General features: G+C 58.6%; 11 protein-coding genes. 7 read left to right on the forward strand and 4 right to left on the reverse strand.

Annotation, left to right across the window (positions count from 1 at the left end; genetic code table 11):
- Positions 1 to 300: 300 nt before the first annotated feature.
- The 5 genes from dnaA (at position 301) to GYK42_RS17355 (ending at position 10,932) form a co-directional block, all read left to right on the forward strand.
- Positions 301 to 1,695, forward strand: a complete 1,395-nt coding sequence (gene dnaA, locus GYK42_RS17335; RefSeq protein WP_034754339.1) for a chromosomal replication initiator protein DnaA — start codon at positions 301 to 303, stop codon at positions 1,693 to 1,695.
- A gap of 150 nt (positions 1,696 to 1,845) precedes the next feature.
- Positions 1,846 to 2,952 carry a DNA polymerase III subunit beta gene (dnaN, locus tag GYK42_RS17340; RefSeq protein WP_166448508.1) on the forward strand — a complete coding sequence of 369 codons (1,107 nt, stop codon included), beginning with the start codon at positions 1,846 to 1,848 and terminating at the stop codon, positions 2,950 to 2,952.
- Between the two features lie 153 nt (positions 2,953 to 3,105).
- Positions 3,106 to 5,604 (forward strand): DNA topoisomerase (ATP-hydrolyzing) subunit B, encoded by a 2,499-nt coding sequence (gene gyrB, locus GYK42_RS17345; protein ID WP_058050370.1) that lies wholly within the window; start codon positions 3,106 to 3,108, stop codon positions 5,602 to 5,604.
- A gap of 66 nt (positions 5,605 to 5,670) precedes the next feature.
- Positions 5,671 to 9,528 carry a DUF3427 domain-containing protein gene (locus tag GYK42_RS17350; RefSeq protein ID WP_166448509.1) on the forward strand — a complete coding sequence of 1,286 codons (3,858 nt, stop codon included), beginning with the start codon at positions 5,671 to 5,673 and terminating at the stop codon, positions 9,526 to 9,528.
- 342 nt (positions 9,529 to 9,870) lie between these two features.
- Positions 9,871 to 10,932, forward strand: coding sequence for a GGDEF domain-containing protein (locus GYK42_RS17355; RefSeq protein ID WP_166448510.1), 1,062 nt, complete (start codon positions 9,871 to 9,873; stop codon positions 10,930 to 10,932).
- On the opposite strand, the gene GYK42_RS17360 is transcribed toward GYK42_RS17355, so the two are convergent.
- A complete protein-coding gene (locus GYK42_RS17360; protein ID WP_166448511.1) occupies positions 10,911 to 11,279 on the reverse strand; it encodes a hypothetical protein in 369 nt (122 codons plus the stop codon). The two genes, GYK42_RS17355 and GYK42_RS17360, sit on opposite strands and share 22 nt — an antisense overlap.
- A gap of 123 nt (positions 11,280 to 11,402) precedes the next feature.
- On the opposite strand from GYK42_RS17360, the gene GYK42_RS17365 reads away from it, so the two are divergent.
- Entirely contained in the window at positions 11,403 to 12,413 is a 1,011-nt protein-coding gene (locus GYK42_RS17365) for a hypothetical protein (protein WP_166448512.1), read from the forward strand.
- A 163-nt stretch (positions 12,414 to 12,576) separates the two neighbouring features.
- A complete protein-coding gene (locus tag GYK42_RS17370; protein WP_166448513.1) occupies positions 12,577 to 13,728 on the forward strand; it encodes an AI-2E family transporter in 1,152 nt (383 codons plus the stop codon).
- Position 13,729: 1 nt separating this feature from the next.
- Here the strand turns inward: GYK42_RS17370 and GYK42_RS17375 are convergent, their stop codons facing one another.
- The 3 genes from GYK42_RS17375 to GYK42_RS17385 form a co-directional block, all read right to left on the reverse strand.
- Positions 13,730 to 15,463: a methyl-accepting chemotaxis protein gene (locus GYK42_RS17375; RefSeq protein WP_166448514.1), complete on the reverse strand. Its 1,734-nt coding sequence runs from the start codon at positions 15,461 to 15,463 to the stop codon at positions 13,730 to 13,732.
- A 346-nt stretch (positions 15,464 to 15,809) separates the two neighbouring features.
- Entirely contained in the window at positions 15,810 to 17,417 is a 1,608-nt protein-coding gene (locus GYK42_RS17380; RefSeq protein WP_166448515.1) for a toxin-antitoxin system YwqK family antitoxin, read from the reverse strand.
- A 41-nt stretch (positions 17,418 to 17,458) separates the two neighbouring features.
- Complete coding sequence (locus GYK42_RS17385) at positions 17,459 to 18,373, reverse strand: DMT family transporter (RefSeq protein WP_166448516.1); 915 nt, start codon at positions 18,371 to 18,373, stop codon at positions 17,459 to 17,461.
- Positions 18,374 to 18,396 lie beyond the last annotated feature (23 nt).

Raw genomic sequence — 18,396 nt, forward strand, 5'->3', positions numbered from 1 at the left:
TCAAGGATTGCCGTGATCGCCTGGAAATTTGCGCGCCGGCCCCCATCTGCTTGCAAGGCCCCGCCACAGGCCGCGCCAGCACTGCTTGTGACGGGATAACCGGGGGATAAGTCGCCTCTTATGCACACGGCGCCCCACCCCGCCACAGAAAAATAAGCGTCGTGCCTGTGGATAACTTTGTCAGTCGGGAGTAGAATAGCGCGTTACGTGTGGCGAGCCCTCGCGCGACGCCGGCCTTGCAACACGGTGAACGCAGGGCAGAATCGATACGCCCTCCCACACCTTTTCACATAGACATACATGGATAATTTCTGGCAGGCCTGTTCCGCGCAGTTGGAACTGGAGCTGACACCGCAACAATTCAGTGCGTGGATCAAACCGCTTATCCCTCTCGATTACGAAGAGGGCAAGCTGCGCATTGCTGCGCCCAATCGCTTCAAGCTCGATTGGGTCAAGACCCAGTTCGCCAGCCGCATCACTGCCCTGGCCATTCAGTACTTCGAAGCGCCGACGGAAGTGCAGTTCGTGCTCGACCCGCGTCTGGCCTTGCCGAAGAAGCCCGTTGCCGCCAGTACCCCGGCCAGCGATCCGAATGGCGGCGCGCCCAGCGCGCGCGCCGCGGAGCCGCAGCCCAGCGTGCCGGAACTGAGCATCGGCGCGGCGCCGCGCCGCGAGCAGAGCCGCATCAACACCGACCTGACCTTCGACAGTTTTGTTACCGGTAAGGCCAACCAGTTGGCGCGCGCCGCCGCTATCCAGGTGGCGAACAATCCGGGCGTGTCCTATAACCCGCTGTTCTTCTACGGCGGCGTCGGCCTCGGTAAAACCCACTTGATCCACGCCATCGGCAATCAGGTGATGGCCGACAATCCGGGCGCAAAAATTCGCTACATCCACGCGGAACAGTACGTTCGCGACGTAGTGACCGCTTACCAGCGCAAGGGTTTCGACGATTTCAAGCACTACTATCACTCGCTCGACATGCTGCTGATCGATGATATCCAGTTCTTTGGTGGCAAGAGCCGCACGCAGGAAGAGTTTTTCTATGCGTTCGAGGCATTAATTGCCGCGAAGAAACAGATCATCATCACCTCGGATACGTATCCGAAGGAGATCACGGGCATGGATGACCGCCTGATCTCGCGCTTCGACTCGGGCCTGACGGTGGCCATCGAACCGCCGGAACTGGAAATGCGCGTGGCGATTCTGTTGAAAAAAGCCAAGCAGGAAGGCGTGACTTTCTCCGACGACGTGGCTTTCTTTGTCGCCAAGCACTTGCGCTCGAACGTGCGCGAGCTGGAAGGCGCGTTGCGCAAGATCCTCGCGTACTCGCGCTTCCATGGCAAAGATATAACGATCGATATCGTCAAGGAAGCCCTGAAGGACTTGCTGTCGGTGCAGAACCGCCAGATTTCCGTGGAAAACATCCAGAAAACGGTGGCTGACTTCTTCAATATCAAGGTTGCCGACATGTATTCGAAGCGCCGCCCTGCGAATATCGCCCGGCCGCGCCAGATCGCCATGTACCTGGCCAAGGAATTGACACAGAAGAGCCTGCCGGAAATCGGCGAGCTGTTCGGCGGCCGCGACCACACCACGGTGCTGCATGCCGTGCGCAAGATCGCGCTGGACCGCACCAAGAATCCGGAATGCAACCATGAATTGCATGTGCTGGAGCAAACATTAAAAGGCTAAGCGCCGCTTGAGCAAGACTGGCTCAAAACGTGCTTTACCCTTATCATCTGGGAGGGCACCGCAGCCGGTCTGTCGGGGCTCCCTATGGCAACAATTGTTAAATTAATACGTTAAACATCGTACTGTTCAACCTATACATTGAGGATAAATATGCAATTGGTCAAAACCACCCGAGATACCCTTCTCCGGCCACTGCAGATCGTGAGCGGTATTGTCGAGCGTCGGCACACTATGCCGATTCTGGCCAATATCCTCATCCGCAAAGACGGTGAAAATGTCTCCTTCCTGTCGACCGACACCGAAGTGCAGATCACCACGCACGCGGAAATCGGTTCCGGCGCGGACGTCACCGGCACCACCGTGGCCGCGCGCAAGCTGCTCGACATCCTGCGCGCCCTGCCCGAATCGGGCGACGTCACGATGACCCTGCTGAACAAGCGCCTGACCGTGCAAACGGGCAAGTCGCGCTTCGCCCTGCAAACCCTGGCGGCGGAAGAGTTCCCGACCGTGCAACAGGCGGAAAGCTACAACGCGTCCGTCACCCTGCCCCAAAAAACGCTGAAGCACCTGTTCAACATGGTGCATTTCTCGATGGCGCAGCAAGACATCCGCTACTACCTGAACGGCTTGCTGCTGGTTTTGGATGGCAATAATGTCATCGCCGTGGCCACCGACGGCCACCGCCTGGCGTTTTGCCAGGTCGCCACCGAACAGACGTTTGCGCGCCAGGAAGTCATTATTCCGCGCAAGACCATCATCGAACTGCAGCGCCTGCTGGAAGAGAACGATGAGCCGGTGCAGCTGGACATCGCCGCCAACCAGGTAAAACTGACCTTTGCCGACATCGAGCTGATCTCGAAGCTGGTGGAAGGCAAGTTCCCCGACTACACGCGCGTGATTCCAAAAGGCTACAAAAACGACTTCACCATCGGCCGCGATGAACTGCTGCGCTCGCTGCAACGTGCCGCCATCATGACCAGCGACAAGTTCAAGGGCGTGCGCTGCATCATCACCCCGGGCAGCATGAAGATCAGCTCGACCAATGCGGACCAGGAAGAAGCCGTCGAAGAGATGGAAATCGACTACGGCGGCGACTCCGTCGACATCGGTTTCAACGTGACGTATCTGCTGGACGTGCTGAACAACCTGAAATGCGAATACGTCAACATCGCGCTCGGTGATTCGAACTCGTCCGCCCTGATCTCCATCCCCGACAATGCCGACTTCAAGTATGTCGTCATGCCGATGCGCATCTAAAGACCACAGCAGTGACGTAGGTCGGATTAGCGCAGCGTAATCCGACATGCTGAATCGCCGTCTGTCGGGTTACGCCGTTATGGCTAACCCGACCTACGGTCATCAGCCAGCAGCCCCGAATCAATCAGCAATCGTTATTTGAGAAAGCAGTCCATGTCCGAGAATCCACAAGACACCCCGATCCAGGCCAAAACGGAAGAATACGGCGCCGCCTCCATCCAGATCCTGGAAGGCCTGGAAGCCGTACGCAAACGCCCGGGCATGTACATTGGCGACACCTCGGACGGCACCGGCTTGCACCATCTGGTATTCGAAGTGCTGGACAACTCCATCGATGAATCGCTGGCCGGCCACTGCACGGAAATCCACGTCACCATCCACAGCGACAATTCGATCTCGATCACCGACAATGGCCGCGGCGTGCCGACCGGCCTGAAAATGGACGACAAGCACGATCCGAAGCGTTCGGCGGCGGAAATCGTCATGACCGAATTGCACGCCGGCGGCAAGTTCGACCAGAACTCGTATAAAGTCTCGGGCGGTTTGCACGGCGTGGGCGTGTCCTGCGTGAATGGCCTGTCGAAACTGCTGAAACTGACCATCCGCCGCGATGGTAAAGTGCATCACATGGAATTCGTGCGCGGCGTGCCGCAAGACCGCCAGATCGTCATGGTGGGCGACATCGCCACCTCGCCGATCCGTGTCATCGGCGAAACGGACAAGCGCGGCACCGACGTGCATTTCTGGGCCGACGAAGAGATTTTCACGCACGTGGAATTCCACTACGAAATCCTGGCCAAGCGCATCCGAGAACTGTCCTTCCTGAACAATGGCGTCAACATCAAGTTGTCCGACCAGCGCACGGGCAAGGAAGAAGTGTTCGCCTTCGAAGGCGGCACGCGCGGCTTCGTCGAATACATCAACAAGGCCAAGTCGGTCTTGCACCCGACCATTTTCCAGGCCACGGGCGAGCGCATGTCGGACCAGAACACGAACATCTCGGTCGACGTGTCGATGCAGTGGAACGATGCCTACAACGAACAGGTGCTGTGCTTCACGAACAACATCCCGCAACGCGACGGCGGCACCCACTTGACGGGCCTGCGCGCAGCGATGACGCGCGTGATCAACAAATACATCGATGAACACGAGTTCGCCAAAAAGGCGAAAGTGGAAATCAACGGCGACGACATGCGCGAAGGCTTGACCTGCGTCTTGTCCGTGAAAGTGCCGGAACCGAAATTCTCGTCGCAGACGAAAGACAAGCTGGTATCGAGCGAAGTGCGCGGCCCGGTGGAAGAAATCGTTGCCAAGACCCTCGCCGATTACCTGCAAGAAAAACCAAACGACGCCAAGATCATTTGCGGCAAGATCGTCGAAGCGGCGCGCGCGCGCGAAGCGGCCCGCAAGGCCCGCGACCTGACCCGCCGCAAAGGCATCATGGACGGCCTGGGCCTGTCGGCCAAGCTGGCCGACTGCCAGGAAAAAGACCCCGCCCTGTGCGAACTGTACATCGTCGAGGGTGACTCGGCAGGTGGCTCGGCAAAACAAGGGCGCGACCGCAAGTTCCAGGCGATCCTGCCGCTGCGCGGTAAAGTCTTGAACGTGGAAAAAGCCCGTTTCGAAAAAATGCTGTCGTCGGAGCAGATCACCACCCTGATCGCCACGCTCGGCACCTCGATCGGACCGGACGAATTCAACGTCGAGAAACTGCGCTACCACCGCATCATCATCATGACCGATGCGGACGTCGACGGCGCCCACATCCGTACCTTGCTGCTGACCCTGTTCTACCGCCAGATGCCGCAACTGGTCGAGCGCGGCCACATCTACATCGCGCAACCGCCGCTGTACAAAGTGAAAGCCGGCCGCGACGAGCGCTATCTGAAAGATGACGCCGAAGAAGCGAGCTACATGATGACCGTGGCGCTGAACACGGCCGTACTGGTGCCGCGCGAAGGCGCGGAAGGCATTTCCGGCGACACGCTGACGGAACTGGTGCGCAAGTTCAACCTGTCGAACACTATCATGACCCGTTTGACGCGCGTCATCGACCGCGCCGCACTGACGGCCATCATGACAGGCGTGCAGTTGGACCTGTCGACCCTGGACCTGGCGGAAACCTCCGCCCTGGCCCTGCAGACGGCCATCAACGACAGCGCCGTGCGCGTGCACGTGCGTTCCGACGATTTGTCGGAAAAACACAAGCTGCACATCGAGCGCATGTACCACGGTAACGTCAAAGTCACCGCCATCGACGCCGACTTCGTGCAAGGCCCGGACTACGCCGTGCTGAGCAGCGGCGCCGCCACCTTCGAAGGCCTGATCGGCGAAGGCGCGTTCGTGCGCCGCGGCGAAGGCGAGCGCATGAAGGAAATCGCCGTGGTCGACTTCCACCAAGCCATGCAATGGCTGCGCGACGAAGCCGAACGCACCGTCTCGAAACAGCGCTACAAAGGTCTGGGCGAAATGAACCCGGACCAGCTGTGGGAAACCACGATGGACCCAACCGTGCGCCGCTTGTTGAAGGTGCAGATCGAAGACGCGATTGCGGCAGACCAGATCTTCACCACCCTGATGGGAGATGATGTGGAGCCGCGCAGGGCGTTTATTGAGAATAATGCGCTGAGGGCCGGCAATATCGACGTTTAAGCGGTATTGTTGATAAAGGGGGCGACACAATGTGTCGCCTTTTTTTTGATCAGATTGAACAGCACGATGACATCTACCCTGAGCTACTACAATCAAAACGCGACGACTTTCTTTACTAATACGATTAGCGTCGATATGTCGGTATTACATGACCGATTTTTGTCTGCGGTGAGCGCTGGCGGAAACGTTTTGGATGCCGGTTGTGGCTCGGGGCGAGATAGCAAGGTATTTTTAGACAGAGGCTATCGCGTTACCGCTTTCGATGCCTCACATGAGCTGGCGCGTTTGGCAGAGGAACACACTGGCATTCAGGTTCAGGTGCGTAGTTTTATCGATGTCAAAGAGCAAGCGTGCTATGACGGCATTTGGGCCTGTGCCAGCTTGCTGCATGTTGAAAAAGCAGAATTGCCAGCTGCGCTTGCCTCTCTGTGGAATGCACTGAAACCCGGCGGTGTGTTTTATCTCAGTTTTAAAGTAGGCACGGGAGAACGTGTGCAAGATGGGCGTCACTTTACTGATGTCGAAGAGCAGCAGTTGCGTACATGGTTTACCGCCTTGCCCGAGGTGGACACCATGGCTTGCTGGCAGTCAATGGACCAACGTCCTGGCCGTACAGAGCAATGGCTGAACGCGCTCGTGCGCCGTGCAGTCGCATCACAAAATCATCTGATTACGGGTGGCAGCGATCCGTTTTTGCCGCACCTGAGCAGTTCCATTAATCAAGCGTCCGAGGTCGATTTAGCTGTTGCTTTCGTTAAAACGACAGGACTGCGCTTGCTGCTGCCAGACATTCAAAGCGCACTCAAAGGTAACAAGGAATTGAATCGCCAGTCGGCGCGTGTACGGGTGCTGACGAGCGACTATTTAGATGTGACAGATACCGAGGCCTTGCGCTTGTTGATGCTGCTGCAGGCCCAGGGGGCGCAGGTCAAAGTGTACCAATCGGCTGGCAGCAGTTTTCACCTCAAAGCCTATCTGTTCGCTCAACTCAATGACCAGAGTGTTCTAAGCGGCACGGCATTTATTGGTTCCAGCAATATCAGCAGGCAAGCGCTAACGAATGGCTTGGAATGGAACTATCGCATTGATTATCCGGGCGACAATGGCTATCTTGAAGCACGCACCAAATTCGAAGAGCTGTTTGCTCATCCTCGCTGCGTCCCCCTAACGGATGAGTGGATCGCCCAGTATGATGCCCGCCGCGTTCCCTTGCCGATGGCTGTAGCGCCAGGTAGCTTGGAACAAGATGCGCCCCCCGTTCCAACTACCGTCCAAATAGAAGCCTTGTTCGCTCTGAGAGCGACACGCGATGAAGGGTTTCGACGCGGTTTAGTCGTGCTGGCAACCGGCCTTGGAAAAACATGGCTTGCCGCCTTCGATGCCAAACAGCTCGGAGCGCGACGGGTGTTGTTTGTCGCTCACAGGGAGGAGATTTTGAATCAAGCCGCCGAAACTTTCCTACGCATTCGACCCGATGCACGCGTCGGCTTTTACGCTGGTCAAACCAGAGACAGCGAGGCCGATATCTTATGCGCTTCGATCCAAACTTTAGGGCAAGAAGCCCATTTGGAGCGATACTCGCCAGAGCATTTCGACTATATCGTCGTTGACGAATTCCATCATGCGGCCGCTCCCACCTATCGACGCTTACTGGCCTATTTCTCACCACGTTTTCTGCTGGGTTTAACCGCGACGCCGGATCGTTCAGACCAGTCCGATATCTTGTCGTTATGCGATGACAATCTGGTGTTCACGCGGGGGCTATTTGCCGGCATCCAAGCCAAGCTCTTGGTACCGTTTCACTATTATGGCATCTTCGACAGTTCCGTCGATTACACCGAGATACCTTGGCGCAGCGGGCGCTTCGTTCTTGAGCAACTAAGCAATAAATTAGCGACTCTGGCTCGGGCTAAGCATGCGCTGACGGAGTGGCAGCGCCATAAGCAGCAGCGCACGCTGGCATTTTGTGTCTCGGTCACGCATGCCGAATTTATGACCGCCCAATTTTCCAAAGCGGGTATCGCTTGTGCTGCCGTGTATGCCGGTTCGCGGCTAAGCCGCGCCGACGCGCTGGAGCGCCTGCGTGACGGACGGCTCGCAGTGATCTTCTCTGTTGATCTGTTTAACGAAGGCGTGGATTTGCCGGCTATCGATACGGTCATGATGCTGCGCCCTACCGAGTCCAAAATCCTATTTCTCCAGCAGTTGGGCCGAGGCTTGCGCAAAAGCGAAGGTAAGGAACGCTTGGTTATTTTAGACTTTATCGGCAATCACAAGAGCTTTCTACACAAACCCGAGGCCTTGTTTGAGATCGACGCCAGCTATAAAAAATTAGCGGATTTCGCACGCAAGGCAGAGGCGAATCAGCTTGATTTTCCCGAGGGATGCTTCGTCAACTACGATTTGAAATTGATCGAGTTTCTCAAGTCGTTGGACAGCGAAGGAACGAAAAACGAGTACATCGCCTTGCGCGATAGCTTAGGCCGGCGCCCGACTTTGGCCGAGTTTTACCGGGCTGGCGCCAGCATGCCAGCGATGCGCAAGGAGTACGGTGATTGGTACGCCCTAGTCCAGGCAATGGATGACCTTGACGCAGACGAGCAAGCCATCGCGGCCAAGCATCGCAGCTTCTTGCGCGAACTGGAAATAACCTCGATGAACAAGAGCTTCAAGATGGTATTGCTTGAGGCATTACAGGAAATGGATGGTTGGCATACGCCACCAACAGCAGCCGCACTGGCTGAGCGCTCATGGCAAGTGCTGCAACGGCGACGCGCGCTTTTGGCCGATCTTCCGCAGCCACTGCGCGCAGGGAATGGTCAAAGCGAAGCATGGCTGCGCTACTGGTCCAGCAATCCCATCAACGCTTGGATAGGCGGCAATAGCACTGGTAAGAATAGTGATTTCCGGATGAAAGATGGGCGATTTGAAGCCGTCTTTAAACTTCATGACGGCCATCGGGAGAACTTCGAACTGATGGTGCAAGAGATTATTGACTACCGCTTGGCCACCTATGAAATCCGTCGCATTCAAGCAGATTTAACAAATAATGTGATTCCGTTTGTTCGCAGCGCAAAGGCGAACAATCTGACGACACTGCCATATTTCCCAAATTTAAAAATCGCTTGCGGCCACTTTAAGACCGGGACTGTGGATGCGGAAGAGTACCGCAATCTGCCTACCAGCTACGGAAATATCGATCCGCATCGACATTTTATCGCCCGAGCATCGGGCAATTCCATGAACGGTGGAAAACACCCGATTCAAGATGGCGACTACCTGCTACTGGAACATATTACGCCCACCAATGCGGGCTCGATTACTGGCTCGGTGATGGCAATCGAGCGTCAAGATGAGTCTGGCGATGTCTTCCAGTATTTACTGCGACATATCGTGAAAACACCTGACGGCGGCTATGTGCTGCGGGCAACGAATACAGACTTTCAAGACATGGATGCCACCGAGGATATGCACACCTTGGCGCGTTTCAAAGCCATTGTCAGTCCGCTCGATTTGGCCGTCGGACAGGCATTCAAGCGCGAGGATATTGCGCCGTTATTTGGCGAAACCTATAGTATCGGCAATTGGAATGTCGGGCATGTGACGCTGGTCAGCAAGAACGCAATGGTGTTGCTGGTAACGCTGAATAAGCAAGGCAAAGCCGTAGATCATCGGTACGTCGATCATTGGGTCGATGACAGCACCTTTCATTGGCAAAGCCAAAACTCCACAACACCGATTAACAAAAGAGGACGGGACATTATCGAGCACGAGCACAAAGGACTCACAATCCATCTGTTTGTGCGTGAATCTAAGCTACACAACGGCAAAGGTGCACCCTTCGTTTATCATGGGGCGGTACGCTACGTGAGCCACACAGGCAGCAGTCCGATGAGTGTCGTATTTAGCTTGGCTACGCTATAAGCATCTGATCTATCGCAGCGTGAACTGCTAACACCAAAAGAGAAAATAATCACTACTACCAAAGAAAATGCTGGCGGCGATATCCTGATTGGTCTTGCTGCGGTAGGCGGTTTGCAGCATGGCCTTGGTATAGCTCTGTGTGGATCGAACAATAGGCGTACTCCTTCACAATGTGGCGGCAGCAGAACACTGGCCACCGTTTTCCTCGCCTCAGTCACCATTTCCTCCCAGAAACCAGTACACTAGTTCCTGAGCGCAACTATTTTGTGCGCGCATCATGCCGCCTGCCGTTGCCGGGAGGCGTCCCTGCCGCAAGGCTTGTTGTCTGCCTGGACAAATGTCATGTTCGCTTCGCGCAGCCTGTCTCCTGCCTTCTATTACCTGTTCTTTTCAGGAGAACGGGAGCAGCAGCAGCGCTTTTTCAAGGAACTGCATTTCATTTCGATAGCGATCCTGACGTTTGGCCTGGCTTGCTGGCTGGTCACGTTCAGCCTGACCTTGCCGCGCGCTTCGTTCGATCATGCGCAGGCGGCGCTGGGCGTGACGGGCATGCTGGCCGGGCTGTTGCTGACCGTGTATGCGAAGTCCTTGCAGGCGATTATCGCCAGCGGCACCATCAGCGTGCTGTTCATCGGGTTCAGTTTTCGCGTGCTGATGCTGGGCACGGAAGATCCCGCTTTCTGGGTGTTGCCGTTGGGCGTGATGATCACCCTGACGACGGCGCCCATTTTCAGCGGCATCGCGTATTACCTGGGCGTATCGCTGTGCGTGTGGGCCATCCTGGGGCTGGGGCAGTTTCCCGTGCATGCGGGCCAGGCTGACCAGCATTGGCCCGTGCTGGCCGTCACCATCAGCGTCATCATCGGCCTGGCGCTGAACATCTATTTTCTCGTCTTGCGCATCCACAACTACCGCGCCCAGCGCGACCTGGCGACGATGGCCTACAAGGATGGCTTGACCGGACTCAATAACCGCCGCATGTTTACGCAAGGCGCGCGCACCTTGCAGCGCACGGCGCGCACGCCCGCGTATTTCCTGATGATCGATATCGACGACTTCAAGCAGATCAACGACGTGTACGGCCATGACGTGGGCGATGAAGTCCTGAAAAAGATCGCCGACGTGATCGCCAGGCTGTCGGGCGAGCACCTGTGCGGGCGCCTCGGCGGCGAAGAGTTTGCCGTCATTTACCTGGGCGAAAAGAACGCGGCCTGCGCCTTTGCCGCGCAGATCGTTGACAGCGTCGAGGCCGCGTTCGTGCCGGAACGCAAGGTGTCCGTCAGCATCGGCGTCGCGGAACTGCTCAAGGAAGTCGACTTGTCGCACAGCTACCGGCGCGCCGACGAATCCTTGTACCTGGCCAAGAAGAACGGCAAGAACCGCTACGTGCTCGACGCCGCCTGAACGCCGCCTTCCGGCGCCGCATCGAGCAGCGCCAGCAAGGCTTGTGGGGAAATGTTCCAGGGATCGCGCTGCTCCGGGTCCACCTCGTACCAGCTGTCCTGGGCGCAGATCTTGAGGATGGTCAAGGGAATGTTCTTGCTCTCAAAGAAGGCCAGCATGCGGCGGAGCAGTTGGCTGACCCTGGCATGGTCTTCCAAGTATAAAGAACAGGTATAGAAGCAGCCCTTCTCTCCCATGCGCAATCTCCTGGCCGCCCCGACACGCGAGTGGAGCACGTACTTGTGCAGGAACTCGGTCACGACTTCATCGTCAACGGGAATACTGCAGGAAATGGTGATCTTGGCCATGGCAACGGAGACAGTGATTCAATAGACTAGCTTAGCAGAAAGAGATTTATTCCTGAAATGCTAAGATCGCGGCCCGCGCATGCCGGCAACCGGTCCGGCATGGCGTCTCGACAAGGATGGCCATTGAACACCCCAGGAAAAATCACTCTGTGCATGCTGTCGCTGTGCGCCGCCCTGTCCCTGCCGCTTTCCAGCATGGCACAAGCCGTTTCTGCCGAGGATGCCGCCTTCGTGGCCGCTACCGTGCCCGTGCCGTCGCCGCCACTGCGCCTGAGTGCGCATCCGGAGATCCGCGCCGACGTCTTCAAGCTGCTCGGCTATGCGCGCGGCAGCTATACGCAGGGCGACACCCTGATCGCCCGTCAGGTGCTCGGCAGCATGCATTCACTCGACGACATCACGCGCACCATGCTGCCAGACGGGCGCTCCGTGCTGGCCTCCGTCGATGCCGGCACACACGGTGCCTGGCGCGCCGCCATGCTGTTCGATCCGCAACGCAAGCTGTTGGCGCTGGGCCTCGTCAACGGCCATTGCCAAGCCCCCATCGGCGACGCCGCACCCGCCTGCCTGCCAGCCACGCACGCCGTGCTGACGCTCTTCTTGCCGCCAGGCGCTGAGGATGAGATGGGCGCGCCGCTACTGGTCTGGGCGCGGCAGTTGCCCCCCATGCTGGCGCAGGCCGCGCCGGAACAGCGGCAAAGCATTGCGGCGGTGGAATACATCACGACCCGCCCCGATCAACCCGGCTGGGAGGCGCGCGACGTGCCGCCCGGCTTTCCCGACAGCCTGCTGCACCTGCTGTTGCCGAATGCGGAATTGAACAGCAGTTCCAGCGGCGGCAAGATCGTCACACCAGCGGGCCTGGTCGGTTTGCCCATGCGCACGCCGACGGAAGCGGCCGAGGCGGGCGACGAACCCATGCCCGATGCCGACATCACCCTGCGCAGCTATGCCGATTTCCACTGGGTGCTCAACACCTACGCCAAGCTGGCCAAGGGCGCGCAAGTGAAGGGCCATGACGACAAGGTGGTGTTTACGGGCAGCGATACGAGCGGCCGCTACACGGTGACCTTGCGCGAACCAAACAAGGACGATGGCATCCTCATCACCGTGGCCAGTTGGCGGACAAAATAAGGTAAGCGAACCGGGAAAGCATTGCCATTACGCACAAGAGCATGGCATTTTGGCATTTTGCGGTATGATTTCCAGCCGTGCGGCGCGGCCCGATCCCTGCCTTGCCCACCCTGCCCTTCAAGCCTGTCACGCTTGCGTCGCATCCTGCCCCTAAGGAATTCATATGTTCGGTTTTAACTTGCGCGTTGCCAAGATGGTGTGGACGGCGTTCCTCATCGCCTTCCTGCTCTTTCTCACCTACAAGGTCTCGTCGACCCTGATCGTCGTGGTCTTTGCCATTTTCTTCAGCTACCTCGTGTATCCGCTGATCGGCCTGCTGGAACGCCATGGCCCGAAACGCTTGCCGCGCACGGCCAATATCGGCATCGTCTTCCTCGTCGTGATCTTGCTGGTGGCGGTGCTGGGCTCCATCTTTGGCGCGCGCATCGAGGAAGAGGCGATCAAACTCAGCGATCAGCTGCCGACGCTGCTCAAGGGCAATAACTTTGCCGAGCGCATTCCTTTGCCTGAATTCATGGAGCCGCTGCGCGCGCGCCTGCTGTCATTCATGCAGACGCAGCTGAGCAGCGGTACGGGACAAGCCATGCCGCTGGCGAAAGAACTGGGCTTGACCGTCATGCATGCGGCCAGCAACCTGATCTATCTGGTGCTGGTGCCCGTGCTGAGCTTTTTGCTGATCAAGGAGGGACCGGACATGCGCGACGGCTTGTTGTCCCTGCTGAACCGCCCGAACAAGAAGCTCTGGGGCGCCATCATCGACGACCTCGACATCTTGCTGTCGCGCTATGTGCGCGCCCTGCTGCTGTTGTCGATCGCCACGTTTGTGTCCTACAGCATCGCCTTTTCGCTGATGGGCGTGCCGTACAGCCTGCTGCTGGCCGGCGCTGCCGCCTTGCTGGAATTCATCCCGTTTGCCGGTCCTCTGGCGGCCGCCGTCATCGCCGTGGTCGTGGCCGGTTTCAGCGGCTTCGAGCACGTGTTCTGGCTGATCGGCTTTATCGCCGCCTACCGCTTGTTCCAGGATTACGTGGTCAATCCGTATTTGATGAGCGAAGGCGTGGAAGTGAGCCCGCTGATGGTGATCGTCGGCTTGCTGGCTGGCGATCAGCTCGGTGGCGTGGTCGGCATCTTTTTGTCCGTGCCCGTGATGGCGGCCATCAAGATTGTCTTCGTGCGTGCCCGGGCAGCCTTGCAGGCGCGCCATGATGCGCTGGAGAAAGCGGAGCAGGCGGCGGAAGAAGCGCGCGCCCAGGCCTTGGCCGAGGCGGCGCGCTTGCAGGAACAGGGCAGCAAGGCCACCCTGGAAGCACAGTAACTTAAAACTCTTCCCACTCGCCGCTGTTGTCGGCTGCAGGCTTGGCCGGACGCGGTTTTGCGGCCGCGACAGGTGCAGCGGCGACGCGGCTTGGCGTCAGACGCAACGCCGGGCGTTTCAAGGCCGTGCTGGCGGCGGCAACGACAGGCTTGCGCAAGGCAGGCTTGGCCGCTGCCGGGCCGCTATGGTTGGCGTCGAGTTTAAAAATGCTGACCATTTCGGCCAGCGCCGCCGCCTGTTCCTGCATGGCTTCCGACGCTGCTGCCGCTTCTTCCACCAGGGCCGCATTCTGTTGCGTCACGGTATCCATTTCCGCCACGGCTTGATTGATCTGGCCGATGCCCAGTTCCTGCTCGCGGCCGGCGGCGCTGATTTCGCCCATGATGTCCGTCACGCGGCGGATGCTGGACACGATCTCGTCCATCGTCGTGCCCGTCTGGCTGACCAGTTCGCTACCGGCGCCCACGTTCTGTACCGACGCTTCGATCAGCAGCTTGATGTCCTTGGCGGCGGAAGCCGAGCGGTGCGCCAGGTTGCGCACTTCCGTGGCGACGACGGCAAAGCCACGGCCCTGTTCGCCCGCGCGTGCCGCTTCCACGGCTGCATTCAGCGCCAGGATATTGGTCTGGAAGGCGATGCCGTCGATCACGCCGATGATGTCGGCGATCTTTTTCGACGATTCGCTGATGGTGCCCATGGTATCGACCACTTGCGCCACCAATGCGCCACCTTTCACCGCCACGTCCGATGCCGAGACAGCCAGCTGGTTGGCCTGGCGCGCATTGTCGGAATTCTGCTTGACGGTCGAGGTCAGTTCTTCCAGCGACGAGGCCGTTTCTTCCAGGCTCGACGCTTGCTGCTCCGTGCGGCTGGACAGATCCAGGTTGCCCGAAGCGATTTCATTGCTGGCCGTGGCGATGGCGCCGCTGCCGTCGCGCACGCCACGCACGGTGGTCGACAGGCGTTCCTGCATTTTCTGCAAACCCGTCAGCAAGGCGCCCATTTCGTCGTTGCGCATAATGACGATGTCGTTGGCCAGGTTGCCGTCGGAAATGGCGCCGAAATGGCGCAGGGCCTGGTCCAGCGGGCCAAAGATGGCGCGCAGCAGCAAGATGCTCGAGATAATGGTCAGCAAGGCGCCGAGTATCATGCCGCCGATGGCCATGGTCACCTGAGTACGGTAGCTGGACTGGCTGGTCGCATACATCGCGGCGGCCGAAGTGGCCTGGTATTGCGTCAATGTTTCGGCGGCCTGGTCCAAGGTGCGGTACAGCGGCGTCAGTCCCGTCATCATCAAACCGTCCGCTTGCGCGACATTGCCTTCACGCAAAGCCTTGCTCATGACCAGCAAGCCATTGCTCATGTAATCGCTGCGCTTCTTGTCCATGTCGTCGGACAAGCGCTTTTCATCCGCACTTTGCGGCAAGCCCAGGTACACCTTCCAGGACTTGTTGGATGCCTCCATGAATTGTTCGGCACGGACAAGGATATCCTTGGCGTCGGCCGCATCAGGATGCACCATCACGCGGTCCATCGTGAACCGGGCGCGGCCCAGCAGAATCTGCGATTCGCCGATCGCTTGCGTCGATGCCAGCTGATTGCTGTAGACCTCGTTGAGGCTGTTGTTGGCCGATTTCAGGCTGATGATATTCATGACGCCCAGCACGGCGATCAGCAAGCCCAGCACACTCATGGTGGCAATCAGGCGCATTTTTATAGTGATATTCGACAGCATGCAGTTCCTTGGTAGGGGCGCAACCATGCCGCTGCTTACCGATTGGAATACAGCAAGCGCCAGATGGGCGGGTCACGTGAATTGTTCAGGACAGAGCGATACGGCGTGTGCGGCAGCAGGGGGAAGGCGGCCCGCGCATATCGTCAGGAGTGAAAGACAGATCAACAGGGTTGAGGTTTTCCGTACTTTTATTTCCTGACTGCAAGATACAGGGAAAGATTACCAGTAGCAACATCCAGCATGAATTTTCACGCTTTGTAACAAGCGGATGATGTTTTTTGCGCAGAACTGGCATTCCGCAATCGTGCGCGCTCGCGTGGGAATGCCATTTATGTTAGCCAATTAGTTAATACATGGTTTCTTCGATGAGCTGGCCATCGCTGCGGAAATATTGAAACCGGCCCGTTTTCTTGCCCATGTCGTAGGCGCCGATCAGCTTCGGCTTGCCGTTCTGGAAATTCTCGATGTTGACGCCATGCAGCACGCCCTTGTGCCAGTTGCGCTGAAATTGCGGCAATTCGCCATCGGGATAAAACAGGATTTCCACGCCATCGCGCTTGCCTTCGGCAAATGACCCCTGATAACGCCGCTTGCCATCCGGATAAAAACTTTCCATCGTGCCCTCGAGCACGCCCAGGCGGTAATGCTCGGCCAGTTCCAGCTGGCCATTGGGCGCATATTGTTCCAGCTTGCCTTCCGGTTCGCCATTGAGCATGGTCAACACTTGCCAGCCGCCATCCGGCGTCGCTTTCTTCCACGGCCCCTGCTTGACGTCGTCAACGTACAAACCGCCACCGCCAGGTTCGACCCACTGGCCCTGCTTCTTGCCATTGACATAGTTGCCCTGCCAGTGCACCACGCCTTCGACGCGACGCTCGCTGGGTCCATCCAGCCTGTCCTTGAGGTAGGTATCGAAGCCCTGGTAGTTGCCCTTGCCCTCGTCGCGCCATTCCTCCACACCCGGACTCACTTCCCAGCGTCCCGTGCGCTGACCACGCTGCATCATGCCCGTCGTCGTTTCCTCGCCGCTTACATAGGTCCATGCTCCTTCAGCCTTGTCATCGACAAACGCGCCAGACGAACGGATGGTGAGCGGCTCTTCATAGTGCCACTGCCCTGTCCGCTTCCCCTGCGCATACTGGCCGCGGGCAAACACGCTGCCCCTGCAGCAATTCACGTCGTACTCGATGAACAGCCCATCCTGGCTGGCGGCAAAGCGCTGCGGTTGCGTTTCCCAGGTGATCCACTTGATGTGATAGCTGGGCGCGCGCCCGCCTTCCCAGCCCTTGCCCAGCAAATACGTGACCGTGAGGAAATGGCCATCCTTTCCCTCGAAGGTTTTTTTATAGGCAAACGCGGGTGCGTCCACCGGCTTGCCCGGCAACAAGTCACCATCGATATTGAAATAGCCGACCAGGGTGCCGTACGCATGCTCGATGGCGTCGAACTCGGCCACGCCTGTAGGCACATAGGCGATGCTGTAGTCGATCAGCTGCAAACGGGCCAGCGCAGCGCGTACCCGCGCCTCGTCCATGGTTTTCGCGCCGCGCACGATGGCATCCAAGGCCGGCTGCAAGGTCGCGACCTTGAACATCCTGCCGCCGCTGCGCTCGTAGCGGTAGGCATGCAAGCCATAGCCATCGGCACTGCGGCTGAGCACGAACGTCGTTTCACCTTCGCTGTCGAGGTCAAGCTGGAACACGGCCGCGATGGCCGCCTTGCCGTACTTGTCCAGGTTCATGCGTTTTTCGCTGATGCCATTGCACTGGCAGTAGTAGCCGTTGACCTCGCCATTTTCCCGCAAGAAAGCCAACACCACGCCGCCATCGCGGCGCTCGACAACGCTGGCGGTGGCCATAGGGACGCCTTCATAGAAACGCGCCGCCTGCGCTGGCGCCAAGTTACCCAGCGCCAGCAGCGCCGCCATCGTGCTCATCCAAAATGCTTGCCGCATGCCCACTCCACTGCCTGAAAACCGCCATTATGCATGGCCGCTCAGGCAAGACCGGACACGCGAGGACGCCGGCCGAACAGGGGCCGCTGCACCGTCTGCGCCAGCAGCACGCCCAGCAGCGAGATGCCGCCGCCGACGAGGTGGTACACATGCATGCTTTCGTGCAACCAGACGATGGCCAGCAAGGCCGTCAGCAGGGGCAACAGGTTGACGTAGATGCTGCAGCGGTTCGGCCCCAGCAGTTTGACGCCTTCGATCCACAGATAGGACAGCACGATGGACGAACCGATGCCCGCATAGCCGATCAAGGGCAAGGTGGTGGCGTCCAGCTTGGCGCTGCCGGGCGGCAAGAACAGGAAGAACGGCAACATGCACGCCAGGGCAGCCAGCGCCTGGCAATAAATGGCTTGCCAAGCAGGAACAGACAGACGCCAGCGGCGCAGCAGCACGCCGTACAGGGCGAAGCTCAGGGAAGCGAGCAGCATCAGCGCGTCGCCCGCATGCACGCCCTGATGCAGCAAGGCCAGCACGTCGCCACGCCCCACCAGGTACAGCAAGCCGCCAAACGACAGCACGCCGCCGGCCGCCATGCCGACCGTCAGGCGCTCGCCCAGCAGCAACACGCTGAGCAGGGCCGTCATCAGGGGCGCCAGCGCCGTGACGATGGCCATATTCGTCGCCGTGGTGCTTTCCGCGGCGCGGTAGGACAAACTCTGGAACAAGGCCATCGACATCAGGCCGCACAAGGCCAGCTGCCACCAGTGGCGGCGGATGGCGGCGCGGTTGCGCCACAGGGGCCGAACGATAAACGGCGTCATCACCAGCAAGACCAGTACCAGGCGATAAAAAGTGATGGCCGTGGGGGCGATGCTGGACGCGGCCAGCTTGGACACGACGACGTTGCCGGCCCACAGCAACATGGCCAGAAACGGATACAGATAGGCGCGCACAGGCATGCGAGGCTCCATAAATAATTGCG

The sequence above is a fragment of the Janthinobacterium lividum genome, from assembly GCF_011601275.1.
In the GTDB taxonomy this organism is placed as follows: Bacteria; Pseudomonadota; Gammaproteobacteria; order Burkholderiales; family Burkholderiaceae_D; genus Janthinobacterium; species Janthinobacterium lividum_E.